Here is a 25,887-nt window from a genome sequence, read left to right on the forward strand (position 1 = left end):
AATTTAATAGATCATCTTGTGCATTTCTAAAGACAACATAAAACAGCCGGTAAGACGAAAACATTACCGGCTGTTTTATTGCTGTTTTGTGGCTGTTTTGATAATCTATCGGCGGTTCTGATGTCGGGAGAGCGCATCAGCAGGAGGCCAGTACCCCTAACCCAAAGCTTCTAGATAATCACGAATACGATTACGGCGTTTAGGTTGCCGTAGCTTTTGTAATGCTTTGGACTCAATCTGTCGAACCCGCTCACGGGATAGCTCTAGTGTGCGCCCAATCTCGGCTAAGGAGTAAGGCACTCCATCACCTAAGCCAAAGCGGAGGCGAATGACTTCCTGCTCACGAGTGGTGAGGTCAGCTAGGAGCTGATGCAAATCGCGCCGTAGGGCATCCCGTACAGCTAACTCTTCAGGGGAAAGGGCATCGGTTTCCAGCAGATCGCCTAATTCCGTATCCCGCTCTTTACCAACTTTGGTTTCAAGGGAAATTGACCGGGGTACCTTGAGCAGGACTTCTCGCACCTGGGCTGCGGTCATGTTGAGTTCGCGGGCGATGTCTTCGACGGTGGCGGTCCGGCCTTTAGTCTGGGAAATCTTGCGCTGAGCTTTCTTGATTTTGTTGAGCTTTTCAGTAATGTGGACCGGCAGACGAATGGTGCGACTCTGGGTTGCGATCGCACGGGTAATGCCCTGACGAATCCACCAGTAGGCATAGGTGCTAAAGCGATAGCCCTTAGTGGGGTCAAATTTCTCGACCGCTCGCTCTAGACCAAGGGTGCCTTCCTGGATCAAATCCAGCAGCTCCAGGCCACGGTTCTGATACTTTTTAGCCACCGACACCACCAAGCGCAGGTTCGCCTTGATCATGTGCTCTTTGGCTCGCACACCCTCAGTACAGGCTTCATCTAAATCCTGCACCGACATACCCACCAGCTCAGCCCACTGCCGCTTCCCGGCCTGCAAGCTGGGCTTGAGTTCGGTAGCCTCAATGCCGCAGGCTTTGGCCAGACGCTCCAGCGAGGGGCGATGACCTAGCTGGGCTGTCATGCGATCGCGAGTCTCTAGTAACAAGACGTACGTAGACAGAATTCCAGAATCGGCCTCAGCAGCCTGTTTGCGCTGCTCCAAAAGCTGCATATAGCTTTGAACCAGCTGGGCTTCTGCCACCTCTTCGTCTCTCTCTAACAGACGAACCCGTCCAATTTCTTGTAAATAGAGACGAACCAAATCGGTGGTACGACGCCCAGGGGCAACCGCCAATTTATCAACGTCCAAATTGTTTACCGTGTCATCATCATCTTTCGACAGCAGCTTTTTTATATCGTTGTCGCTCGGCTCCTCCTTGACATTGCCAGATTGAGCCGTAGCGAGAGCAACAGAGCTGGGGGCTACCACATCAGCATCTGCAGTGGGTTGATAAGACGTTGCATCCATAACCATGGGCGGTGTAGCTTTAAGAACAGTCAAGGCCGTCTAGCCCTCGTAGATGTAGTGTTCCCGGCCTAAGAAAGCGAGGAACAAACTGCAAACTCGGGAGGCTTGCTCTAGGCAAATGTAAATCTGATGAGCTAGACTTATGCACCCATACTTAGCGTAGAGTGCTGCTGTCAAAGCCCAAGTGACTCACATCAGGGTGATATAAGGATCTACATCACTCAGCAAGCCTATTCCCGATGAACCGCATTCTCTAAACGATTACGTCAGTGATTGCGTCGAGGACCGTATCTAACTAAATATCAACTAGGGTCAGCCACCTTGATCAGGATTAGTCCAGGTTTTTCAGTGGCACAGGTTTAGAAGAAATATCCTGATACCTTCAGACGTTAGAACGGTCCATGTCCTTTAACAGTGAGTACTTTCAGAAAGCCCTGGGGACCGGGGTATGGCGACTAACTCCCGACAATCGTTACCAGGAATTCATCATCTAGGGCTACGTTCTTACATTTGCTTTAAGGATAGCCAGTTAAACTAGCTGCCCTTGCTCAAAAAGGTTAGCTTTCGTCAATCACAGCCTTACGATCCAGGAGTAGCAGCTCGCGCAACTGATCCGTATCTAGCTCGGTCAACCACTGCTCACCCGCGCCGACAACCTGCTCTGCCAAAGCTTTTTTACTTTCAATCATGTCGTTGATGCGCTCTTCTAGGGTGCCGCTACAGACAAACTTGTGTACCTGAACATTGCGGGTTTGCCCAATGCGAAAGGCCCGGTCAGTGGCCTGGTTTTCCACAGCAGGGTTCCACCAGCGGTCAAAGTGAAAGACATGGTTGGCCCGAGTCAGATTAAGACCTACTCCCCCGGCCTTAAGCGAGAGAATAAATAGCTTGGGTCCATTGGGATCTTGCTGAAACCGATCCACCATCGCCTCACGAGCTGGCTGGGAGGTGCTGCCATAAAGAAATAGGGCATCTTCTCCTAGATGTTCTTTTAAGTGAGACTGCAACAGATTTCCCCACTCAGCAAACTGGGTAAAAATCAGAGCCCGATCGCCCTCTGAAATCACCTCTTCGAGCATCTCGTTAAGCCGTTGCAGTTTTGCCGAACGTCGCTGCTTGCCTAAAGATGCTTGCTTGAGATACTGGGCTGGATGGTTACAAATTTGCTTGAGTTTGACCAATAACCCCAGAATCATGCCCCGGCGTTTGACACCATCGGCCTCATCAATGTTGGCCAGCGCTTCATCCACGGCTTTTTGATACAGTCGGCCCTGTTCCGCAGATAGGCCGCAGAAAACCGTCATCTCCTGCTTTTCGGGCAAATCTTGAATAATGGTGCGATCGGTTTTCAGACGTCTAAGGATAAAGGGCTGCACCAAACCTCGCAGGGTGCGCAAAGAATCGGTGTCGCCGTAGCGTTCGATCGGTGTGGCAAAACGGCGCTGAAAGAAATTTTTGGGACCCAAATAGTTTGGATTTAAAAAATCCATAATGGACCACAGTTCGCTCAAGCGGTTCTCCACTGGAGTACCGGTCAGGGCAATCCGAAAATCGCTTTCTAGCTCCCGTACAGCCTTGGATTGTTTAGCATCAGAGTTCTTAATATTTTGAGCTTCGTCCAACACTAGACCTTGCCAATCCACGCGTTTTAATTCTTTGAGGTCCCGATAAACAAGGGTATAGCTGGTGACAATCAGATTAGTTTCTCGGGCCTGCTTGACAAAAGTTGCACCCTTAGGCCGCTTATCTCCGTGATAGACCAGGGTGGTTAGCTCAGGACCAAATCGCTTAACCTCTCGCTGCCAGTTACTCAACACCGATGTGGGACAGACTAGCAATACGGGTTTACTCAATACAGCTTCCTGCTTGAGGTTGAGCAAGAAAGCAATCAGCTGGATCGTTTTACCCAAACCCATGTCGTCAGCTAGGCAAGCCCCCAACCCCCACTGCTCTAAAAATGTCAGCCAGGATACGCCCCGTGCTTGATAAGGACGCAGCTTCCCTTCAAATCCATCGGGCTCTTCCATCTCTTCAAGGCTCTGGTTGCCTGTAGTCAGGGTGGTAATCAGCTCATCTAATTTGCCCGAAGCGTGGAACGCGACCACCGGTAACTTGTCGATCAGTTGGCCATCACCGCTGCTGATGCGCAATACTTCTTCGACAGATAGCTTATTTTTAGTTTGACGACTGGTAAAAAATGACTGAGCTGCTTTTACATCCTGAGGTCGCAGCTCCACCCACTGACCATTGACTTCCACCAGCGGCGTCTGTTGCGCAATTAACTGCTCAAATTCACGCTGACTCACATTCTGACCGCCGATGGAAAGCTCCCACTCAAAGTTCAGTAAACTCTGTAATCCCAGGCGCTGCTGTTTACGCGGTGGTGTCATGGCCTTGACGCTCAATCCCAGGCGACTGGCACTGGACTTCGTCGGATCGACTAGATTCTCGGGCAGGGTCACGCCAAACCCATTATCCTGCAAGCGATTTGCAGTGGCTTTAATAAACTCAAAGGCTTGAATCGGATCTAGGCTACAACCACTGGGGCTGGATTCGCTCAGAGTAGTCTTAATGGGCTCGCACAGACGGGCAGCACGCCCTAACCCTGCTAACAATTTTTCCTGGGGCGCATCTACGGTACGACCACGATAGTCCAACTGGTCTACAGGATGCTGCCAAATGGTTTGAGCATCAAGGCAAAAAACATCATCATCGGAGGCTTCTAAACCATAGTGCAGGGTCCAGTTGAGTTCGCCACTAGGAGGAGGCATCAGGTGAAAGCCCACGTGCAACGCATCAAGGGCATCGGTCGCTAAGTTCTGCAGCGGCGCTGTCCAGGTATGAAGGGCTTCATTGAGCCGCACTAACCCAGCAGGACTCGATTCAAAGCGTTTTTTCTTTTCCTGGGTTAGGGCTCCTACCCATTCACGCAGGGGTAAGTCTTTACTCAGGGGAGCTGTAGCTGGCAAGGGTTGAACCTTGGCTAAATCGCAAACTTTAGCTGATACAACACTGGCTACAAAGTCTTGCAGCAATGGCGGTGCCTGGCTTGGTAAATCAATGGCGAGTAGATCACCTGAAAACTCAACCGTGCCTGCTTTAGATGTTTTTGACTGGGTTGTTTTGGATTTGGTTGTTTTGGATTTAGCGGCTTTTGTTTTGGCAGTTTTGGTGTTTTTTTTGGCCGCTGCAGTTTTGCGGGTGGGTGCTTTGAGGGCTTGATACAGCTGACAAACCAGGGGCATACGGTCGGAAAACTGACGCAGTCGCGCTTGGTCCACAGCACTGTTGAGTAATAACTGCCAGGTTGCGATCGCACCACCCCTATCAGCACTCACCGCCGGCACAAACTTACCCCGCGCCATTAAATCTAAACTCCAGCGAGCCATATGGGACCAATAGCGCAGATCTCCTCCAACCACGCTAGCTTCAGATCCCAAAGGCAACCCCGTCAGCAAGTTTAATGCCACCGCCGTTGGCAACATTACCCCAGACACACGCCACGGATAAAGAACGACATCTGCAACATGGGGCTGTCCTGACAGCTGTGGACAAACCGACTTTTCTGTCAATACCGTTGGCAGCGCCACAACATACTCACGCCAGCGTGCCTGAAACCGATCAACTAGCAGCCCCAAATCCAGCTGGTCTACTGTTGTCGGCAATGCTTGAAACTCCTCAGCACTCAAACAGTAAGGATGCAACTCCATACACAGATCAGCTGGCGCAACCTCTTCTAGTCTGCGCCAGGTTTCAGCCCAAACAAAAAATCGCTGCTGTGCCGGAAGCCAACTTCCATGGAGAATTGTCATAATAAATGCCGCCTTCAGTACCGCCCAAAACCCATCATCCAAGGATTCAGAATACCGCTTAGTCGAGGAGGAATACCTCGCTACATCTCATATTGCTCATAGGCCGCCACAATCCGCTGCACCAGCGGATGACGAACAACATCAGCTTTAGTGAGCTCAGAAAATGCGATCCCATCCACACCTTTCAGCACCTTGACCGCCATGGACAAACCAGACTGTCGCTGATTAGGCAAATCCGTTTGCGTAACATCGCCTGTCACCACCATCCTCGACTTAAATCCCAACCGCGTTAGCACCATTTTCATTTGGGCAGGGGTTGTATTTTGTGCCTCATCCAAAATCACAAATGCATTGCTCAACGTTCGTCCACGCATGTAGGCCAGAGGGGCCACCTCAATAATGCCGCGCTCCATCAAACTAGGGATACGCTCCGGATCAATTAGCTCATGCAAGGCATCATATAGGGGCCGCAGATAGGGATCTACCTTTTGCTGTAAATCACCTGGCAAAAAGCCCAAGCTCTCCCCCGCTTCCACAGCAGGCCGAGTCAAAATCAACCGCTCATACTGCTGCTCCAGAATCGCCTGCACAGCCACCATCGCTGCCAAAAACGTCTTACCCGTTCCAGCTGGTCCCGTGCAAAAAACTAAATCTCGAGTCCGCAAGGCATTAACATACTTGCGCTGACGAAACGTCTTGGCTCGAATGGTCTCACCGCGACGGGTACGAGCAATTACATCCCCATGAAGCTGCCCCAGATCGTCCTCTTGGTTGGTATCTAGGGCATGGATAGCAGTCATCACTTCGGCGACCGACACAGATTGCCCCTGGGACCAAATTGACTCTAAAGAGGTGACCAAACGCTTAGAACGTTCTACTTGCTTTGGTGTACCCGACATCAACAAAGTCGTGCCACGCATCACCAACTTGGCCCCAGTTTGCTGAGACAGTCGCTTGATAGCCTCTTCCTGGTAACCAGCCATTGCCATTGCTTGCTCAGCTGAATTAAATTCAAATGCGACGGCACCTTCCATACAACGGCTTAATCCTGCCACCACAGATGTCTAATACTGGAATCTACCATCCGAGAACCTTTGCATTGTCAACCCACGTTCTTTTGGCTATCGCTCCAAATAACTCAGACTAGAAGAGCATTATCTCAACTTTGAGGGCGCCTGGATGGCTTACTAGGGCCTGGTCGACCACTCCCTCCACGTCGCGACCGACCGCCACCACGACCACCACGAGGACGGGAACGATCAGATCCATCGCCTGAATCTTGAGATGACTCACCATACACATCAAGGTGCACCGAACAATTATGCAATGCCCCTGTTGCCTTCAGAACCTTACGAATCGCTTGAATGTTGCGACCGCCTCTCCCAAAAACTCGGCCCTTATCCTCACTATCAAAGGCAACACGAATCCAAAGCCGCTGACCGTCTGACAGCGGCTCAAAATCTAATCTCAACGCATCAGGAGACTCTAAAAAAGGAGTCACCAAAAATCGCACTAAGGTTTCAAAGTCAGGCACATTAGCCACCTTACTAACATCTAGTAGCAAGCCAAGCATAATAGATATGACACTTGAAGCAACTATCTAGAGCCAAAGGATGCAATGGAAAACGCTCCAGGTTTAGTAGTTTAGGCTTCAAGAATTATCGTGACTTGAACATTGCAAACTAAGCTTTGAGCTGCTCGTATACGTTTGCTTTCTCAAGGATATGTTGCACAGTCTTCGTTGGCTGAGCCCCTTCCTTAAGGCGCTTGACAATCGCAGGCACTTCCAACCGAGTCTCATCCGTCCGAGGGTTGTAAAAGCCCAACTCCTCCAGCGGGCGACCATCACGGCGATCTCGGCTATTCATAGCCACAATCCGATAGCTCACCTCACGTTTTTTGCCGTAACGCTTTAGTCGCAGTTTGATCATAGTTGTCTTGAAAAGGTCTGTTCGTTTTTTTACAAAAGCCGCACCTGCGAAGAGCACGCTTACGAAGCTTCAACTGAGCAACGTTCGACTTTGATTAAGCAGGCTCTACCTAGAGCACCTAATTCTATCACTCCCATGCAAGATTGCACGGGAGCTTCATCGGTGCAGATGAGCAACGGATTAATCTGGCTAGAGATCGGCCATGGATTTCAGTTGACGGCCACCGTTGCCATGCCACCCCCCATTAGGACTATTAATCTTCGTGATCATCAAAGGGATCAGCGAGTTGCTTGGATGGGGGACCAAAAGCTGTGTAAACAGCAAGGCCAGTAAACGCGATAACAATGGCGCCCACTGAAATAATAAGAACTGTTGCAGAATCCATAGGATCGTTTAAGACTTAGAGGATGTAAAATCTATGATATTACAGAATATAAAGTGACCTTAAGGTAAATACGCCCATGGCACAGCAAACTCGGTTGGGAAACCTGCTTAAACCTCTAAACTCCGAATACGGTAAAGTTACCCCCGGCTGGGGAACTACTCGCCTAATGGGAGTGTTTATGGTTCTTTTCCTTGTATTTCTCTTGATCATCCTGCAGATTTACAACAACTCCCTTCAAATTCAAGGGGTTGATGTCGATTGGCGTAGCCTTAGTTTCTAGGGGTAGGCTTTCGAGCATCTTTCTTTGACGGGTGTTTGAACTGCCACTCACAGTAGGCATCGCCTATGCAGTATGTTGGCAATTAGATGACTGGTGGAGGGGATAGACTCATGGGTCTGTCCCCTTTGCCACTAATGTGGTTGATAGTTAGCAATAGTCAACGTCGGCGGGAGATTTCCCTGTAATGAATATTTTTGGCATTGGCCTGCCAGAGATGGCCCTGATTATGATGGTGGCCTTATTGGTCTTTGGCCCCAAGAAATTACCTGAGATTGGTCGCAGTCTGGGCAAGGCTATTAAAGGTTTTCAAGACGCTTCTAAAGAATTTGAAGATGAGTTCAAGAAAGAAGCCGCCCGGATCGAAAAAACTGTGACGGAACCGATCAAAGCCACCCTAGAAACGCCAGAGCCCAAAGCCCTCAAACCGGATTCTGAGGCGACCGATCAGAACTCAGCGTCAGCGGATACTGACACAGCCAAGTTGGCAAATGAGGTGGCGAGCGAAGAATCAGCTTAGGGAAATGACACGTTGTAAGCAATCTAATGGCGACCATGGTGACCACAGACGTGTCTTCTCTACAGACACCCAAACTACTGGTTGGACTAGGTAATCCTGGACAAAAGTATGCACGGACGCGTCACAATATCGGCTTTGAGGTCATTGATGAGCTAGCCCAGCGTTGGTCTGTCAAATTCACTGACAATAAGCGATTCCAAGGTCATGTGGGGGAATCTCGAGCGCCCTCTGGCGACCGTCTTATTTTGCTCAAACCTACTACCTACATGAATCGATCCGGACAATCGGTACGGGCGCTACTCGACTGGTATAAGCTATCGCCCAGCGATGTGCTGGTGATCTACGACGATATGGACCTGCCAATTGGCAAATTGCGCCTGCGACTATCAGGGTCAGCTGGTGGTCATAATGGCATGAAGTCGCTCATTTCTCACCTAGGTACCCAAACCTTCCCCAGACTGCGCTTAGGCATTAGTCGTGCTGATGATCCGGAAAATCCGACGAACCGAGCTGTGGTCGGTCACGTTCTTGGTAAGTTTGCCACCGATGAGCGCAAAGTGATGGATGCAGCCGTGCATCTCGCAGGTGAAGCCATAGAGTGCAGCCTAGGCAAAGGCATTGAGCGCACCATGAGTCTTTACAATGGAAAAGAAGCAACCGTTTAGATGCGGGCAAACTCATCTGTCCTAACGGTAAACAGCTAGAAATTAGGGTCCTATTGCTGTCGTGAGTCGTGGCTAAGGTAAAAGAAAAGCAACCCCCGCCCAAAATCCTAGTTATTTTGAATGGCAAGGGAGGCGTCGGCAAAACAACCACCGCTGTTAATCTAGCTGCGATTTTTGCAGAAGAGCGGCGAGTTTTATTAATAGATAGCGATCTCCAGCGATCGGCAACCTGGTGGCTTGAACGAGTCCATCAGGTTTTTGACTTTTCCCACGAAACCGATATCGAGATGCTGAAGCAGCTCAAGGTGCTTGACAACTACGAGCTAATTGTTGTCGATACGCCTCCAGCGTTACACTCTAAGTCCTTAGGTACTGTATTAACGGTGGCAGACTATCTGTTGCTGCCCACCCCTCCAGCACCGATGGATGTCACAGCTTTAATCAACACTGTCAAAAACATCGTTCAACCCTCTGGGGTTTTTCATCGGGTATTGCTGACAAAGGTTGATTCCCGTAGTTTAAAGGAAGCGCAAGAAGCTCAAACCATGCTGGAAAAGTTGGATATTTCCGCTTTTCAAACCTATATACGAAGTTATAAAGCCCACGAACGAGCTGCCATGGAAGGTTGCGCTATCAGTCAATGGAAAGGGCCCAACGCTCATGAGGCGCAGGCCGACTATTACCGAGTTGCCGCTGAAGTCCTAAGGGACTGGAAAAGATTATGACGAAAAAACGCATTGCCGACCTGCTCAAAGAAGAAGTCGAGAAAACTAGCGAAGCCGAGCCAGCTCCAGCAAAGGACGTATCTGAGGAAACTCGCTCAGATACTGAAGCAACTAAAAAAGCATCCTCAGGTACAGGCCGGACAAGAAAGCGTGCAAGTAAACCCGCAACCACTACAGCGAAGCAAACCAGTAAAGAGAGCAATAATACAGCGGCCCTTGAAAAGCAAATAGGTGAACTAGAAACCTCCCTTAAACAAGCACAGGCACAGATCGCTGGGTTGCAGGACGATATTAAAACTCACCAAACTCGAATTTTTGAACTTAAAGATGAGTTAGACGCTTCACAAAAAGACACAGTCAAGCAGTCTGAAGCACTGACTAAAACCACTGAAGAGCTAGAAACTGCCAAAGAAACGATCCGAAAAATTACAGCCACTCAACAGGAAGCAGCTGCTAAGCCAAAGGAGTCTGCTCCAAAAGTTATCCATGGTGCTGATTTAGCCACTCGACAAATGACAGTGGCCCAGCAGGACAACAAGGCTTCTAGCCCAGAAGAGCCTGCTCCAAACGTCATCCATGGCGCTGATTTAGCTACGAATCGCAGTACGCTAACTTTACGAAATCGTCCTAGCAGCTATAAGGCTATCCCCGAGTATGCGATTCAGCGTGGTGAACCGACCAACAGCATGCTTTCTGACGATGACATTGGCTGGGTTGATTAGGAGTTCAACCAACGCATAAACTCTCGTGGCATTTCTTTACAGTTGGATAACGAATTGATCTAGCATTAGCCATATCCCTTACTCTGACAGATGGATTACGCAGAGAAATAGGTTTATGGATGTTAGAGCCGCCGTTGCTCATGAGGCTGGACAGCCCCTAACAATAGAGACCCTGACCCTAGATGGCCCTAGGTCGGGGGAAGTGCTGGTGGAGATTAAAGCCACAGGCGTATGCCACACTGACGCTTATACCCTGTCAGGGAAAGATCCAGAAGGCCTATTTCCATCTGTTTTGGGGCATGAAGGTGCCGGCGTCGTGGTAGAGACAGGAGCAGATGTGAAAAGCCTTCGGCCTGGGGATCATGTCATTCCTTTGTATGTGCCTGAGTGCCGTGCCTGTGAGTACTGTCTCAGTGGTAAAACTAATCTGTGTCAGGCCATCCGCAGTACACAAGGGCGCGGGCTGATGCCCGATGGCACCCATCGTTTTGAACTCAATAACCAGCCCATCTATCACTACATGGGCACGTCAACATTTGCCAACTATACGGTTGTACCGGAGATCGCCCTAGCCAAAATTCGAGAGGATGCTCCATTTGATAAGGTTTGCTATGTCGGCTGTGGAGTCACCACAGGGATAGGTGCTGTGATCAATACAGCCAAAGTTGAACCAGGTGCCAATGTGATTGTGTTTGGCCTCGGTGGGATTGGATTAAATGTGATTCAAGGCTGTCAGCTAGTGGGAGCAAACATGATTGTCGGGGTGGACCTCAACCCTGGGAAAAAGGCCTTAGCAGAAAAGTTTGGCATGACCCATTTTGTTAACCCCCAGGACGTCGGAGGGGATTTGGTTCCCTACCTGGTGGACTTAACTAAGGGCGGCGCTGACTATACCTTTGAGTGTATTGGCAATGTGCAAGTAATGCGCCAGGCTCTGGAATGCTGCCACAAGGGCTGGGGTGAAAGTATCATCATTGGTGTGGCTGCATCAGGTCAGGAAATCTCCACTCGTCCCTTTCAATTGGTGACGGGACGGGTATGGAAAGGAACAGCATTCGGTGGAGCTAAAGGTCGTACCGATGTACCCAAAATTGTGGATTGGTATATGGATGGAAAAATCAACATTGATGATTTGATCACCCACACGTTTCCTCTAGAGCAAATCAATGATGCCTTTGATGTTATGCATGAGGGCAAGTCAATTCGTAGCGTTGTCAACTTTAGCTAGCCTTGAAAACCTATACACAGCGCTTTAGATCTGATTAGTCGAAAACGTATTGCACTGCTCAATATCACCAGTTGCTAAGCCTTGCTTAAACCAACGCATCCGTTGGGCAGAGCTACCGTGGGTAAATGATTCAGGTACTACAAAGCCACGGGACTGTTCCTGCAAGCGGTCATCGCCAATCTGACTAGCCGCGTTGAGCGCTTCCTCGATATCACCGCGCTCCAAAATATCACGGGCCTTGTCAGCACGATTAGCCCAAACACCCGCAAAACAGTCGGCCTGCAGCTCTAACCGCACAGAGAGCTGATTGGCTTCAGCTTTGCTTGCACGACTTTGCAGCTGTCGAACCTGGTTAGAAATACCTAGAATATTCTGCACATGGTGGCCCACCTCATGGGCAATAACATAGGCCTGGGCAAAATCACCGGGAGCTTGATGACGAGTTTTTAGCTCGTTGTAAAAACTGAGGTCGATGTAGACCTTTTGATCTGCCGGGCAGTAAAAAGGCCCCATGGCGGACTGGGCTGAGCCACAACCAGACTGCACTGCCCCTGAAAACAGCACCAAATTGGGCTCCTGGTATGGCTGACCAATTTCTTCTTGAAAAATTTTGTTCCACGTATCTTCGGTATCAGCTAACACAACAGAGGTAAAGGCCGCTAGCTCTTCCTCAGCAGGCGATATCTGACGTTGCTGTGTGGATTGAGACGGTGGGGCTGCAACCTGGTCTAAGATGATGCTGGGGTCTCCCCCTAACATAGTTACCACCAGGGCTAAAACCAAAGCCCCTAATCCACCACCACCGACCACAAGAGAACTCGTGGCACCACGGCGATCTTCGATATTGCTACTGCGACGCCCCGTTTTTTTCATGGCTGCCCTTCTGTGTGTCGTATCCGTGCGTTGTCAACGCTGAGGTGTTCATACTCCAGAGATAAACTCTGTACTCACACGGAATATACCATTGCCCCAGATGGCAACAAATAATCCCATGGATCTCTTAGCATTCGATGACCGTTAACTCTATTGGTCCACCCGTTTGGTCAATGCAGCAATATAGCGATCAATGCGGTGGTCCTGAAGACTGCCTGAAAAAATTCGCCAGCTGAGCCGGGAACCCAATCGGATACGTTGATCCACATGGCGATAGGATTGCCAGCGGCGGGGTAGCCCACTAACGACATCGTTGCCATTTACAAACCGCCAGGAATTGGGAACACGGCGATTATAGGACTCTGTAAACGCCTTATTACCCACACGAGGTGCTCCAAACGAATACACCTCAACTGAGATTTTGGGTGAAAAGTTGTACTGTAAATCCACAGCACATAGCTTTGCCAATGCTCCGCCCAAGCTATGTCCGGTCATCACCCAGCGTGTCATCGGACTTTTGCGAACAACTCCATGAATTTCAGAACGAACGGCTAGATATGCTTTGGTAAAACCTGAGTGCATCTGTACACCAGACTTTGATTCACCGTAAACCTCTGGATAATCTAGCTGCTTGTCATCTAAAACAGCATCTGCAACCGCAGACCAGCGGGAAAAATCTAAATTGGTTAGCCAATCGCGATCGGCATCGCTACCTCGAAAAACAATGTATCCGCATCGGGTATCAGGATCTTCTAACAAAGCCACTTGCGTGTCAGTGCGTCGGACATCAAACAACTTGGGTGTCAACGCCGGACGCAGACTAAAGCGCAGCTTATCAGTGAAGGCTCTGTAGACCTCATTGGATAGATGGGCACAGCGTAAAGCGATTCTATAATCTAGTTCCATCGATTGTCCTTAATCCCATATGGGTCAGTGTGCCGTAGAGTCTGGCAATCTCTATCAGAGAATGATAAAAATTTAAGTCTTTAAGCACTAACTAAGGGAGCGGCCTTAGCTTTAAAGTCGGCGGCTTTGAGGGCGGAAACAGCTTCATCAGGATCTTTAACCCGGAATTGAGACCCCAGCCGCACGACCTGACGATGTCCCTGATGGGTAATCATGGCCACCACAGGGATTTTTGCTTCACGCTTGTCTTCGCCTTGCTGATTTTGAATCACATTGCGTAGACGGTGTTGCTGCTCAATATCGCCCGCGATCGATGGAGGCAGTTCAACGGTTACTAAGCGTACATCTTCGATGGGTTCGGCATCATCAACTATAAATTGGACCTGATCATCTCGGCGGTCTGCTTTGCCCCAAATCATGAGTCGGGCATCGGGTTTGATGTGCATACCGATGCGGGCATAGGAGCGAGGAAAAACGACGGCTTCGGCCTGACCGCTGAGGTCTTCGATCTGTAAGATTGCCATGCTGTCACCCTTTTTGGTGGTGATGGGTTTCATGGCACTGATCATGACAATAGCGCTAAGGATAAGCTTTTCAGGCTGCTCGGACAGCTCGGCTAAGCTAATGGGAGCCAAAATTCGAGCCGGACGCTGCACTGACTTGAGGGGATGGTCGGAGATATAGAATCCCAGCAGCTCTTTTTCTAGGCGCAGTCGTTCTTGAGGGTCGTAGTCTTCCATGGGGGGTGCTTTGGGTGCGGCTTCGTAGGCACCGGCATGATTGGTCTTTTCATTGGATGTGGCAGCTGTCTCGCCACCGCCTAACATCATGTCAAAGATATTGCCCTGACCGATTTCGCGATCTTTGGCGCGGGATTGAGCCCAGTCAACGGCGAATTCTAAGTCGGAGAATAGCTGACGACGGTTGTTGTTGAGGCCGTCAAGGGCTCCGGAATGGATCAGGGCTTCTAGGGCACGGCGGTTGACGGCGCGGAGATCGATGCGATCGCAAAGCTCAGGCAACGACGTAAACGGCCCCTCTTCCGTACGACTCTGGATCAGCGTCTCAATCGCCCCCAGACCCACATTACGTACCGCCGACAGACCAAACAAAATGCAGTTATTCTCCGGAGTAAAATCCACACCCGAACGATTCACATCCGGTGGCAGCACTTCAATGCCCATGCTGACGCAATTCGCAATATGCATCTGCACCTTATCCTGGTCGCCGCTAATCGCCGTCAGCAGCGCCGCCATATACTCCACCGGATAATTGGCCTTTAGATATGCCGTCTGATAAGTGACATAACCATAGGCCATCGAATGGCTTTTATTGAAGCAGTTAGATGCAACTAAGCCATCCAACGTCAGAAAGTTATGGTCCTTTTCTACGCCAATATCGTAAACAGGTTGGATATATAAAGACCGACGGCTAAGAATTTTAACCATATCCATAACTCCTTATCAATCGGACAAACAACGAATACTCGTAACAATGAACAGAGATGTGATTTGCTTTGAAGCACTTCTAAGCGCGTTTTACATAGGGTTCATCAATCAAGGTGGGAAAAATTTGATTTGCTTTGAAGCACTTCTAAGCCCAAAACGGTAAATAACGCGCATAGCGAGTAGAGGCAGAATCAGAAGTATCTGATTGAATCAGCCCAACATCTTTAGTAGCTCGAATTATGTTGGATACAGCACCTGCCTGAGATGACGCCAAACGAAATCGCTCTCTCAATGTTTTATTGGACATCTGCTTATTACTGACATACAACAAGCAACAATGCTGATAACACGCTCGAATACGATCTGATTTACTCATACCAGCAAAATTCTGATGCGCAAAAAGGACTACAGTTGTGCGAATATTACCAATCCGAAAATCTGGAGCTGGTAGCTGAAAAAATTCAGCAGCATGGATAACTTTATCGATACCACTCCCTTTTTCTTCACAGATACCGAAACGGCGCATTACATCAGCTAGTTGCTCGTTGCGGGAATGATATTCGTCAATGAAGCGTTCAGCTTTAATAGGAGGAATACCAGGATTAGAGATTTCCACTCGATCGCTATACATTTCGATCATTACTGAACTTCCCGCTACTTGAAAGTCCTGATGAATTAGGGCGTTAGCAATTAACTCTCGCAATGCTTGCTTGGGAAACATCTTGACTTCTTCGCGAACAATTTCCTCAATAAAGCGATTTTGTGGAGCAGCAGAATGAACAAAATCTACTAGTCCTGAAAATCCAACCGCGTAGCCACGCTTACCAGTAACTTCATCTCGGGTATTTTGCTTATTAACTCCCTCGTAAATAACAAAACGAGGTGCCTTGCGAGCTAGAGACAAAGGAAAACTACTGAGCTTCTTTGCCAAAAGAATTGCAGCTAAATTAGTGATGGTCCACCCATTACCAGTTGATCGAATAAAACGTTCACTTTGTAACCGATCAAGCACTGCATCTCGACTAGTAGGATACGGCCTTTGCAATAAGTCAAAATAAGCCTGGGTATCCAGCAAAGCAATAACATCTTCAGACTTAGCGTCTGCATGCGCAGGTAGAGCAAACCAATCTTGCTGATCTTCGCTAAAGATTAGCTTGAGTCGGTCTTCGGTCATGCCAGTTGTACCTTCACCTCCACGCATCAGGTACTTTCCATCAACGGCTCTAGCTTGTCCTAAAGGACGAGGTGGCATTTCAAAAACTAATACGCGACCATCCTCATGCTGCAGCTCAAATACATCTACACGGAAACCGAGCTTATCAATAATGAGTGCTTTAATAGCATTCAGGCTCTGAGTGGAGGAAAACGCTTGAGTACCTATAACTTGCCGGGGCAGCTTATCAGTCACACCTAGCACCAGATGCCCCCCACCTTCATTGGATAATGCTACGCAGTAACGTAGCAAATTATCCTTGCCATATTGCGTTTTAGCTTCTTTAAACTCCAATTGCTCTGTTTCAGGGGATTGAAGCCAATGATTCAGCGTTTCTAGATCAACTGCCATAGATCAGCCCTCGCTCAGCTAGCAACAGGAAGTCGACATGGCTGTCCCACAAGCTTTAGGTCTAATCCCTGAGAGAAAATTTCATCAATTGACCACATCTCACCTTGTTCAGTCATAAATTTGTGGTCTTTAGTTGCCCGAATCACACTGCCGTTATCTAGTTGATACTCAAACACTTCTTGCTGCCCTCGGTTATGCCACTGAGCAATAGGCTGGGTATACACAAAACCGTTTTTATCAACGCTGTACACATGGCAACGAATCCGCTTTTCAACGATTTTGCCAATGGCTAAGGGGCCGTACTCTACGGTCAGCAGCTCGGTATCGTAGCTCAGACAATATTGCGCGAAGTTCACCATCTGATCCCAGAGGGCTTCGACCGTCTTTTGGGGCACACCATTGGCCACCGAGCCCTCAATAAACTTGCCCCGGTGCATATCCATGGCCGACTGCTTTTTCTTACCCATGGCCCGCCGCAACAGGTCCGCTTCACCCAGGGAGTAGCCCGCCATATCCTGGGCAATTTTCATGATCTGCTCCTGGAAAATCATGATGCCGTAGGTCTCTTCTAAAATTGGCTGGATCAGCTCATGGGGGTAATCAATCTGCTCGCGACCGTGCTTACGATTAATAAATTTAGGAATCAATCCCGCATCCAGGGGACCAGGTCGATATAGAGCCAGCACCGACGAAATATCATCAAGACCGTCGGGTTTGAGATCGCGCACAATCTGACGCATCCCCGAAGACTCCAGCTGGAAAACGCCGCCCAATTCACCACGACTCAGCAGCTTATAGGTTTCTGAATCGTTATAGGCCACCTTATCCATATCGAGGGTTGTGCCCCGAGTCTGCTCCACATAGTCCACCGCCTTTTGGATCATAGTGAGGTTACGCAGCCCCAAAAAGTCCATTTTCAGCAGGCCAACCGCTTCTACATCCTCCATGTAGTACTGGGTGATCACCGCGCCATCATTGTTGCGCTGTAGCGGCACCAGCTCATCTAGCGGCTTGGCTGAAATCACGACTCCAGCAGCATGCATACCAAAGGTTTTGTTCGTGCCCTCAATGGTGATGGCCATATCCAGCCAGCGGCGATAGGTAACCGCCGTACCTGGCACTAAATCCCCGCTTTCATACTTTTCTTGAAACGCTTTCTCAGGCGTTTTGTCAGGATCAATCATCACCTTGAGCTTGGCGGGTTTACCCCGAGCGACCGGGATCATCTTCGCCATCTTGTCGGACTCGCCGTAGGGAATATCCAACACGCGAGCTACATCCTTGAGCACCGCTTTCGAAGTCATGCGGTTAAAGGTAATGATCTGAGCCACGTGGTCCTTGCCGTACTTCTCGGTGACGTACTCGATCACCTTCTCCCGCTTTTCGATGCAGAAATCGGTATCCACGTCAGGCATGGACTTACGTTCAGGATTTAGGAATCGCTCGAACAGCAGGCCGTGGTGCACCGGATCAATGTTGGTAATACCCATGCAATAGGCAACTAGAGACCCAGCCGCCGAACCTCGACCTGGCCCCACTGGAATCTTGGTATCACGAGCAAATTTGATGTAGTCCCACACCACCAAGAAATAGGTAGCAAAGCCCATCTGGTGCATCATCTGAATTTCGTATTCCAGCCGTGCTTGATATTCCGGTGGAGCTTCATCGTAGGAGGCAAGGTTTAAGCGCTCGAGCAAGCCATCACGGGAAACCTTAGCCATATAAGTTTCACCAGTATGGCCCTCGGGCACGGGAAAGTTAGGGATTTGAGGATTACCCAGAATCTCGTAGGGTTCAATTTTTTCCGCTACTTCCAAGGTGGTCACAACCGCTTCGTCAATCACGTCTTGAGTGAGGTGATCGCGGAAGAGTCGGCGCATTTCGTCAGCTGACTTTAGATACTCGGTACCGCTGTAGCGCAGGCGTTTATCTTCGGTAACGAGCTTTCCGGTTTGAATACACAGCAATGCATCGTGGGCCTCGACATCCACACAGGAAATAAAGTGGGAGTCGTTGGTGGCAATAATTTTGATATCTAGCTCGCGGGCAATGCGAACAATTTCCACATTGACGATGCGGTCTTCAGGTGAGCCGTGGTCTTGGATTTCTAAGTAGTAGTCTTCACCAAACAGGTCTTTGTACCACTTGGCGACGCGATAGGCGACATCCAGACGATTTTGCATAATCGCCTGGGGTACTTCACCACCGAGACAGGCGCTGGTGACGATCAGGCCCTCATGATATTGCTCCAGCAGATCCTTATTAATGCAGGGGCGCGAAAAGATGCCGCGACCTTGCACACCGTCTAGGTGAGATTTGGTGGTGAGTTTTACCAGGTTTTTGTAGCCCTGGGTGTTTTTGGCGAGAATGACCTGGTGGTAGCGGGGGCGCTTTTCTTGTTTGGTGATATCCCCGTTGATCAGGTACATCTCGTTGCCGATGATGGGCTTGATCCCTGCTTTATTGCAGGTTTTGATCAGTTCAATAGCCCCATACATGACACCGTGATCGGTGAGTGCGATCGCAGGCATTTCCATTTCCACAGCCTTGGCCACCAGCGGATCTAGCTGACTAGCCCCATCGAGCAAGCTGTAATCACTGTGGATGTGCAGACCGACAAAGGACATAGCGCGCGCCTGTTTTTAGTACAAGTATACTCTATATACCTGGTGGCTTGAAGCGTTGGGGTAGCCACTAGCTGTAGAGTCTCGGCTATAAGACTACCCGATTTATAGCGCTATATCTAGTTAATTTAACGAATGGTTTCTGAGTTTGGCCTAAGAGTTTAGATGTATCAGTCTACCCTTCACATACTGGAACTTCTAAATAGTATTCATTACCTCGAAAGGAATTATCAGGTGTTGAGGGTTGCTGCTACCAATTACGGGGCTCAAAGTCTGGTGTATTGCTAATCGCTACGCCGTCTCCGGATTGTTGAATGACGAGCGGACGCACTGATAGACGTCCTGAACAAGCCATGCCTCGTTCTTGAAACAGTCTTAACGCAGCAGGTGCGACGATGTTTTCGACAAATCGTCCTCTCTAGAAACGTAAACCAATCAAGGGGCATCACCTGATTAGATGCCCTATTAGCTCACATCTTAATTATTTGGTTTTAGAAAATACTGGCTATCTAGCTCACTCAGGCTTTTGGCGATGCAAGGGAACGCGGGGAAACGGTCTACTGGTTGATGCGGAGGCAGGCAAAAATCGACAGGGTCGCTGGATAGCTTGATACAGCATCTCTTCGTAGACTTCGCTGTCCACCACGTACGCACCAAATCGTTCCAGATGGGGATTCATCATTTGGGCATCGAATAGGAGGAAATCTTGCGATCGCAGCCACTCCACCAGCTTTACCATCGCTACTTTAGACCCATCAGGAATCGAAAAAAACATCGACTCCCCAATAAACGCCCCCCCCAGCACAATCCCCAAAACACCGCCTGCCAGACGATCGCCCTGCCACGCCTCAAAGCTATGGGCGTACCCAGCCCGGTGCAACATTCGATAAATCGCCTTCAATTCATCTGAGATCCAGGTCGTTGTGCGGTCTGCACATCCCTCAATCACCGCCTCAAAGTCACGATTAAAAGCAATCTCAAACCGATCTTGATTGAGTACCCGCCGTAGCGACTTAGGATAGCGAAATCGATCATCTAGTGGAATCAGCGCCCGTTTGCGGCTGGAATACCAATTGAGGGTTTGGTAATCGCTATCCGCCATTAAAAAATAGCCCTGGGCATAGCACTGCAAAATGTGGGGAATCGAGTAAGCCATAGCAGCTGTGACAGCAGAAGAGATATTAACTCGCCCATTACATTCTTCAAACCCTTCCCCTACGGTAGCCTAAAAAAACTTACCCTAAAAGAATACTAGAGCACACGCACGCCCAAAAAGTATCGCCCGCACCGCAGCATTCACCATGACAGAACCGATTCAATCCGTCACGCTACCCCCCTCAAACAACCCATCCCAGGAAGGAGAATGGCTGAAAGCAGCGCTGCAAAAGTGGCTCGATTCCGAATTTTTGCCAGAAGCCGTCAATCACGATATCGCCCAGCGAGCCTCCCAGGTTTTTGTCCGCCAGCGCATGGAAGGCGAAAACGAACTGATTCCTCTCGTCATGGCAATTTTGACCGAAATGCAGGCGTTTGATTTTTCCAAAAGTTTCTATAGCGAGTTTGCCGTCGCCAATGCCGTCGGTGATTTGCTGCTAGATAGCCTCGGCATTGATCGCTGCTGCGGAGCCTAGATGCTCTGGTTATTTCTCTCCAGTGGCACCGCCCTGTGCGAAGCGCTCAAAGACGCCACTGGTAAACAAGCCCTCAAATCCCTCGATGAATATTCCGTCCTACTAGGATTTAGTTTGGTGGGCTCCCTACTTATGGGCAGCTTTATGCTGGTAACTGAAGGCATGCCCAGCCTAGGCCCGAATTATGCACAAGCCCTGCTAGTGGGCGGCGGCCTTAATATTTTGGCCTTTACTCTCTACTTTCGGGCTATAAAAACCACTGACCTCTCCCTAACTGTCCCCCTAGCCACCCTTACACCGCTATTTCTCCTGATCACATCCCCCATCATCGTTGGAGAATGGCCCACCGGTTTGGATGCCCTGGGTGTCATTTTCCTGATCACGGGTTCCTATGTGCTCAATTTTAAGCCCAGCCAGGGCTTGACCCTCGCGCCATTGCAGGCAATTGTCACCAACTCCGGCAGTCGCACCATGGTAGGGGTGGCATTTATTTGGAGCATTACGTCAAATTTTGACAAGATCGGCACCCTAAACTCATCGTCGCTTTTTTGGGGGACGTCCCTGTTTGCCACAATTGCCATCGGCATGGTGCCGTTTGTCATGCGACGCATCTTGCAAACAGGGCTCCAGACAATCACCCATCCGTTGAAGGTACAGGCAAAATTTATCGTGTTAGCCGGCATTTTTATTGCCATCGGTGTGTCATTACAGTTTGCCGCTTTAACCCTGGCCCCCGTTGCCCAAGTGATTGCGGTAAAACGCATGAGCGCATTGATTTCAGTTGGATTAGGGTATGCCCTATTTGGGGAGACTGGTCTTCGCGAACGACTACTCGGAGCGGCCATTATGGTCAGTGGCGTAGTCATCATGGCCCTAGATTAATCAGCACCCTCAACACAAACATTAGATGAATTCAATGTTGCGATAGAATAGAGTTTATAAATTTAAGTGTCTGTGCTTGGAGATCCCCCGATGCTGACTCTAAAGATCGTTGTATATCTGACCGTTGCTTTCTTCGTAGGCCTATTCATCTTCGGTTTCCTCAATGGAGACCCAGCTCGGAACCCTGGCCGTCAGGACTTCGAGTAAAGATTGTAAGGTAGAGCCCAATTACTGCTAGGCTCAAACGAGTCTTCAAGAATTTCCATAAGGCTCCTTGGCTAGATCAGCTAAGGAGCCTTTAATACGGCTCGGTTTTAGTTCAAGACTGATAGCAAACGTCGCTCAAGTGATATACAAATGTCACATCTGTCACATCGATATCGTAGCTTCAGGCTATTAGGGGTAGGATTTTTCCTAACCAATGTGACCCGACTCCTATGCTTGTGTTCATGAGGGTTAGCATTAGCCCGCTGGCCGTTTTTAACAATATCCATGGCCCCCTTTGATTTACCTCCTGAACCTCCCCTAACCCAGCCGGTAGAATTTTCCAGAAGCGCAGCCGATCTGCAGCTTATCAATCCAGGAACTCCATCCCTATCATTTGAATCTTTTGCTACACCCAGATCAGCAACAGACACCCTGATAGGGGAATCGGATACACCCGTGAGTTTAATGCCAACTGGGCAGTTGGCTATAGCCAGGTCTGAGGATTTCTCTACACCAAACCTGGCGCAGCTTCCACCTTTGCCTGACAAGCCTCCCTCGCCTCCGGCCAACACCCTCGATATCATCAACAATGCGGTTGATGAGGGCCTGGAGGAGGAGGAGCTAAATACAGATGCCGTTACTCCTGACAGTATCGATCTCGATAGTACTGATCCAAATGCTGTTGATCTCGATAGTCTTAACGATGCCATCGATCTAGAGGAGCTAGAACCAGAGGAGCTAGATCTCAATCAAGCACCTAGCATCCTAGAAGATGCCATAGATTCCACTGCATCAGATGATGCCGTCGACACAGCACCAGTCCCCCCCACCAACCAGCCAATACCAGATGCCGCTGTTCCTTCAGAGCCTTTAGATCCTTCAAAACTCGAAATCACCTCTGATATCCAGATTTTCAACTCAGACAGACAGGTTGTGAATGCCCGCGGCAATGTGGTGTTCAAACTCAACAACGCCTTTCTGTTGGCTGACGAAATATGGGTGAACTTGGTCAACCGCTATGTTCTAGCGGAAGGAAATGTCATTTTGACCCGTGGAGAACAGGAAGTTCGCGGTGAGCGGGCTGAGTACAACCTGCTACAGGAGGCAGGTACGCTGTTTGAAACACGGGGAGAGTTATTTTTACCGGGCCTAGAAGATGATTTTGCATCTCCCCTGGAACGACCTATCACCAGCCGTTCGGTTTTTGATCCGCTGAACCCCGATCGGGGTGTCACTAACGTCACCAACGCGGGCGGTTTTGAAATTAGTTCCCAGCTGCGTGGAAATACCCCTGGTTCCTTACCTGAGAGTTCGGGAGGAGTGAGACGTCTGCGGTTTGAGGCCGCTCGCGTCACCTTTGATGCAGAAGCTTGGATTGCTGAAGAAGTAAGGCTCACGAACGATCCATTTTCACCGCCCGAGCTAGAATTTCGCACCAATCGCATGACGCTGGTGACGTTATCGCCCACCGCTGATCTACTCACGACTGAAAATCCTCGCCTAGTCTTGGACCAAGGCCTAGCGATACCGCTTTTTAAAGAACGATATGTGCTAAACCGTGGCACCGTTGAATCTAATCAACTCAATCCCTTTATCGTCAATGTTGGTAATGACTCGCGCGATCGCGGTGGTATCTTCCTTGAGAGCGAATTTTCCCTCGTCCGCAATGAATCAACCAGCTTTAGAATCACCCCTCAGTATTTTTTGCAGCGTTCCCTCGAACAAGGCGCTTTCAATTCAGACGTTCTGGGACTAGAGCTAGACTTTGATACCCGGCTGAACCCTCGATCTGATGTATCTGCACGGGCTACTCTTACAAGCCTGAATTTCGAAGAGATTGAAGACAATATTCGAGGGAATATTCGTAATCGCTTGTTGGTTGGCGATCACTTGCTAGTCAGCGAGTATAGCTATCGAGATCGCCTCTTTAATGGCAGCCTCGGCTTTCAAACCGTGCGCTCTAGCCTGGGAGCGGTTCTGTTATCCCCTGTGATTAATTTAGATAACCGGGGGCTGCTCCTGACCTACCAGGTGGGTGGACAGTGGATTACGGCGGATACCGATCGTGTCGATCTGCTTGATCCTCTCCCAAGGGATAACAATCGCGTTAGTTTAGGACGCTTTCAAGGCAGCGCCCGTTTGAGCAAAGGTTTTAATCTTTGGCGGGGGAAACCCTTACCAGCGACGCAGACTGAAGGGTTACGCTACAGCCCGATTCCCTTGGTACCTTTTTTAAACCTGAGTGTTAGCTTACTGGGTGTGGGCTCTTACTATACGAGCGGTGACTTTCAAGAAGTCTTAGCTGGCGACGTGCGCTTAGATGGCCAATTCGGTCATCTATCTGACAATTTTTTTGACTACACTCGCTTTAACCTTGGCTATTATCATGCTTTTTTAGCGAGTGAAAACTCCCCTTTTTTATTTGATCGCAACGTAGACCGTAGCGTCGTTACCTTTGGTGTAATACAGCAAATTTTTGGGCCGTTTTTGCTGGGTTTTCAAGCTTCGATCAATCTTGAGACCAATGAACGGGTCAATACTGAAATTATTGGCGAATATAGTCGTCGCACCCATGGTTTAGTCGTGCGCTACAGCCCCACACAATCAACCGGTTCAATCGGATTTCGACTCAGCGACTTTAACTGGCTTGGAAGTGGTAGCCCCTTTGACGATCCTAATACCCGACAGGTTGAAGGCAGTGTAGTAGAGCCGCGTTAAAATTAAGACATAGGGACGCTAAATAAAACTGTAAGAATTCTTTCCTCAAAGTATTAGGAAATTGTGGTTCAAGCCATGAATTAACTAATAGGTTGGGTTCAGGTTATTGCTTTATGATGGCACCGGACATAGCACGAGAAGCAAGACAAGCGATTACTCTGATTAAGTCCTTTAGCTTGGAATTGGACACCTATAGTCCTGAGAGTCAGGTCCTTTACTGGCTCAATACCTATCGAGCAGCCTGGATTCGAGATGCCATTATCGAAGCGGTTTACCAGGGGCGATACAAAATTATCTCTGTTAAACATATTCTTTCGATCTGGCAACGTCGGGGCCAACCTGTTCGCCATTTTACGTCTGGCTTTGAGCAGGTCATTGCCAAACAGCTGGGAAGCCCATTACATATGTCCGCTAGCCTAGTGTCGCAACCAATAGGTCCGACATTTTCTCCCATGAACAAGCCAGACGGTGATGATTTTGCCCCATCACCTATGTCGAGTTCGGTCGTAGTTAGCCCTACGGCTGCATCCTCGGTTCTCAGCTATGACCACTATCTCAGCTTATCCATAGAGGCGTTTCCAGTGGAGTCGGTGGATACCTTAGTCGAGGTTTATCAGGCCAGTCCCCCGGAAACTAGAGATGCCGAGCGTTTAGGTGCGACGTCTGCACCGCCGATTCAGCCTTTTCGGCCTATGTCTGGTCAGCAGACGTATGCCTAGGACTTAACGTCCCCTAGACGAATTTCTGAGCAAAAGGATGCCATGATCTGACCGACCTCGCTGGTCAGCACGTTCGTGCGCATCCGTAGGTTGTCAGTAATCAACCACCAGCGCTCTTCGGACTGTATGCCATTGGCTTCAGTGGTGATGGTCAACACATCCTTTTCGAATCGATACTGGCTGGCTTGGGTTTGCCCATCGGTTTGACGTAACAATTGGCCACTGGTTTCATCGGCTGCGATCGCAACCAGCAATGTCATCTGCTCCCGCGACGGCCCCGCAATAATTGTACTTTTCTGCGCAATCCGTAACGCTCCGACCACATGGGTAGCATCACAGTTAGCCTGATCACATAGCTGCGTCACCTCAGCAGCATTGATATCAACATCGGTAATCTCCAAATCTGACTTACCGGCCTTGGAATCACCCGCCTTGAGGTAGTGGGTAGTCCGCTGAGAGAACCACCGTCCTCCTTGTTTTTTAAAAAAGTTCACATTCTGCATGAATAGGTCTGAATAAAGCGACACAAGGGGCCACAATTCGTTATCTGCCTTCAAGTTTACGCCGCGACGGTCAAGGCAAACGTATCACAGACACATCAGTTCACCCGCCAAAA

At 49.3% G+C, this 25,887-nt stretch carries 24 protein-coding genes; 11 read left to right on the forward strand and 13 right to left on the reverse strand.

The genetic code is table 11. From position 1 onward, the window contains the following. Positions 1-156 precede the first annotated feature (156 nt). From sigC to psbN, 6 genes are all read right to left on the reverse strand, one after another. Positions 157-1,467: an RNA polymerase sigma factor SigC gene (gene sigC, locus IQ260_RS00685; RefSeq protein WP_228015318.1), complete on the reverse strand. Its 1,311-nt coding sequence runs from the start codon at positions 1,465-1,467 to the stop codon at positions 157-159. Positions 1,468-1,991: 524 nt separating this feature from the next. Next, complete coding sequence (locus IQ260_RS00690) at positions 1,992-5,246, reverse strand: DEAD/DEAH box helicase (protein WP_193989890.1); 3,255 nt, start codon at positions 5,244-5,246, stop codon at positions 1,992-1,994. 80 nt (positions 5,247-5,326) lie between these two features. Continuing rightward, positions 5,327-6,280: a PhoH family protein gene (locus IQ260_RS00695; protein ID WP_193989892.1), complete on the reverse strand. Its 954-nt coding sequence runs from the start codon at positions 6,278-6,280 to the stop codon at positions 5,327-5,329. A 125-nt stretch (positions 6,281-6,405) separates the two neighbouring features. Further along, positions 6,406-6,819 (reverse strand): KH domain-containing protein, encoded by a 414-nt coding sequence (locus tag IQ260_RS00700; protein WP_193989894.1) that lies wholly within the window; start codon positions 6,817-6,819, stop codon positions 6,406-6,408. A 109-nt stretch (positions 6,820-6,928) separates the two neighbouring features. Beyond that, complete coding sequence (rpsP, locus tag IQ260_RS00705) at positions 6,929-7,177, reverse strand: 30S ribosomal protein S16 (protein ID WP_193989896.1); 249 nt, start codon at positions 7,175-7,177, stop codon at positions 6,929-6,931. A 253-nt stretch (positions 7,178-7,430) separates the two neighbouring features. After that, positions 7,431-7,562: a photosystem II reaction center protein PsbN gene (gene psbN / locus IQ260_RS00710; RefSeq protein WP_193989898.1), complete on the reverse strand. Its 132-nt coding sequence runs from the start codon at positions 7,560-7,562 to the stop codon at positions 7,431-7,433. Between the two features lie 76 nt (positions 7,563-7,638). On the opposite strand from psbN, the gene psbH reads away from it, so the two are divergent. The 6 genes from psbH to IQ260_RS00740 all read left to right on the forward strand — a co-directional run bounded on the left by psbH (position 7,639) and on the right by IQ260_RS00740 (position 11,699). Then, positions 7,639-7,842 (forward strand): photosystem II reaction center phosphoprotein PsbH, encoded by a 204-nt coding sequence (gene psbH / locus IQ260_RS00715; RefSeq protein ID WP_193989899.1) that lies wholly within the window; start codon positions 7,639-7,641, stop codon positions 7,840-7,842. A gap of 184 nt (positions 7,843-8,026) precedes the next feature. After that, positions 8,027-8,359: a TatA/E family twin arginine-targeting protein translocase gene (locus tag IQ260_RS00720; RefSeq protein ID WP_193989900.1), complete on the forward strand. Its 333-nt coding sequence runs from the start codon at positions 8,027-8,029 to the stop codon at positions 8,357-8,359. 35 nt (positions 8,360-8,394) lie between these two features. Beyond that, entirely contained in the window at positions 8,395-9,024 is a 630-nt protein-coding gene (pth, locus tag IQ260_RS00725) for an aminoacyl-tRNA hydrolase (protein ID WP_193989901.1), read from the forward strand. Between the two features lie 68 nt (positions 9,025-9,092). Beyond that, positions 9,093-9,749, forward strand: coding sequence for a ParA family protein (locus IQ260_RS00730; RefSeq protein WP_193989902.1), 657 nt, complete (start codon positions 9,093-9,095; stop codon positions 9,747-9,749). After that, positions 9,746-10,471 carry a hypothetical protein gene (locus tag IQ260_RS00735; RefSeq protein ID WP_193989903.1) on the forward strand — a complete coding sequence of 242 codons (726 nt, stop codon included), beginning with the start codon at positions 9,746-9,748 and terminating at the stop codon, positions 10,469-10,471. Before IQ260_RS00730 ends, IQ260_RS00735 begins: the two co-directional genes overlap by 4 nt. Positions 10,472-10,586: 115 nt before the next feature. Further along, the gene (locus IQ260_RS00740) at positions 10,587-11,699 is read left to right on the forward strand and encodes an S-(hydroxymethyl)glutathione dehydrogenase/class III alcohol dehydrogenase (RefSeq protein WP_193989904.1); all 1,113 of its coding nucleotides are present in this window, start codon (positions 10,587-10,589) and stop codon (positions 11,697-11,699) included. A gap of 24 nt (positions 11,700-11,723) precedes the next feature. On the opposite strand, the gene ypfJ is transcribed toward IQ260_RS00740, so the two are convergent. The 6 genes from ypfJ to aat form a co-directional block, all read right to left on the reverse strand. Continuing rightward, positions 11,724-12,572, reverse strand: coding sequence for a KPN_02809 family neutral zinc metallopeptidase (gene ypfJ, locus IQ260_RS00745; RefSeq protein WP_193989905.1), 849 nt, complete (start codon positions 12,570-12,572; stop codon positions 11,724-11,726). A 150-nt stretch (positions 12,573-12,722) separates the two neighbouring features. Further along, complete coding sequence (locus IQ260_RS00750; RefSeq protein ID WP_193989907.1) at positions 12,723-13,478, reverse strand: lipase family protein; 756 nt, start codon at positions 13,476-13,478, stop codon at positions 12,723-12,725. An 80-nt stretch (positions 13,479-13,558) separates the two neighbouring features. Then, the gene (locus IQ260_RS00755) at positions 13,559-14,926 is read right to left on the reverse strand and encodes a helix-hairpin-helix domain-containing protein (RefSeq protein WP_193989908.1); all 1,368 of its coding nucleotides are present in this window, start codon (positions 14,924-14,926) and stop codon (positions 13,559-13,561) included. Between the two features lie 145 nt (positions 14,927-15,071). Then, positions 15,072-16,490, reverse strand: coding sequence for an ATP-binding protein (locus IQ260_RS00760; protein ID WP_193989909.1), 1,419 nt, complete (start codon positions 16,488-16,490; stop codon positions 15,072-15,074). A gap of 14 nt (positions 16,491-16,504) precedes the next feature. Beyond that, a complete protein-coding gene (locus tag IQ260_RS00765; protein WP_193989910.1) occupies positions 16,505-19,117 on the reverse strand; it encodes a DNA polymerase III subunit alpha in 2,613 nt (870 codons plus the stop codon). A 511-nt stretch (positions 19,118-19,628) separates the two neighbouring features. Further along, positions 19,629-20,270, reverse strand: coding sequence for a leucyl/phenylalanyl-tRNA--protein transferase (aat, locus tag IQ260_RS00770; RefSeq protein WP_193989911.1), 642 nt, complete (start codon positions 20,268-20,270; stop codon positions 19,629-19,631). 145 nt (positions 20,271-20,415) lie between these two features. Here aat and IQ260_RS00775 point away from each other — a divergent pair, with 145 nt between their 5' ends. The 5 genes from IQ260_RS00775 (at position 20,416) to IQ260_RS00795 (ending at position 25,271) form a co-directional block, all read left to right on the forward strand. Beyond that, a complete protein-coding gene (locus IQ260_RS00775; protein ID WP_193989912.1) occupies positions 20,416-20,745 on the forward strand; it encodes a hypothetical protein in 330 nt (109 codons plus the stop codon). Beyond that, entirely contained in the window at positions 20,746-21,627 is an 882-nt protein-coding gene (locus IQ260_RS00780) for an EamA family transporter (RefSeq protein WP_193989913.1), read from the forward strand. A 90-nt stretch (positions 21,628-21,717) separates the two neighbouring features. Then, positions 21,718-21,834, forward strand: a complete 117-nt coding sequence (locus tag IQ260_RS00785) for a photosystem II reaction center protein I (RefSeq protein WP_193989915.1) — start codon at positions 21,718-21,720, stop codon at positions 21,832-21,834. 285 nt (positions 21,835-22,119) lie between these two features. Beyond that, positions 22,120-24,552 carry a DUF3769 domain-containing protein gene (locus IQ260_RS00790; RefSeq protein WP_193989917.1) on the forward strand — a complete coding sequence of 811 codons (2,433 nt, stop codon included), beginning with the start codon at positions 22,120-22,122 and terminating at the stop codon, positions 24,550-24,552. 113 nt (positions 24,553-24,665) lie between these two features. Further along, on the forward strand, positions 24,666-25,271 hold the full coding sequence (locus IQ260_RS00795; RefSeq protein WP_193989919.1) for a hypothetical protein: 606 nt from the start codon (positions 24,666-24,668) through the stop codon (positions 25,269-25,271). On the opposite strand, the gene IQ260_RS00800 is transcribed toward IQ260_RS00795, so the two are convergent. Further along, positions 25,268-25,765, reverse strand: a complete 498-nt coding sequence (locus IQ260_RS00800) for a phycobiliprotein lyase (protein WP_193989920.1) — start codon at positions 25,763-25,765, stop codon at positions 25,268-25,270. The two genes, IQ260_RS00795 and IQ260_RS00800, sit on opposite strands and share 4 nt — an antisense overlap. Positions 25,766-25,887 lie beyond the last annotated feature (122 nt).

The sequence above is a fragment of the Leptolyngbya cf. ectocarpi LEGE 11479 genome (assembly GCF_015207065.1).
In the GTDB taxonomy this organism is placed as follows: Bacteria; Cyanobacteriota; Cyanobacteriia; order Phormidesmidales; family Phormidesmidaceae; genus Leptothoe; species Leptothoe ectocarpi.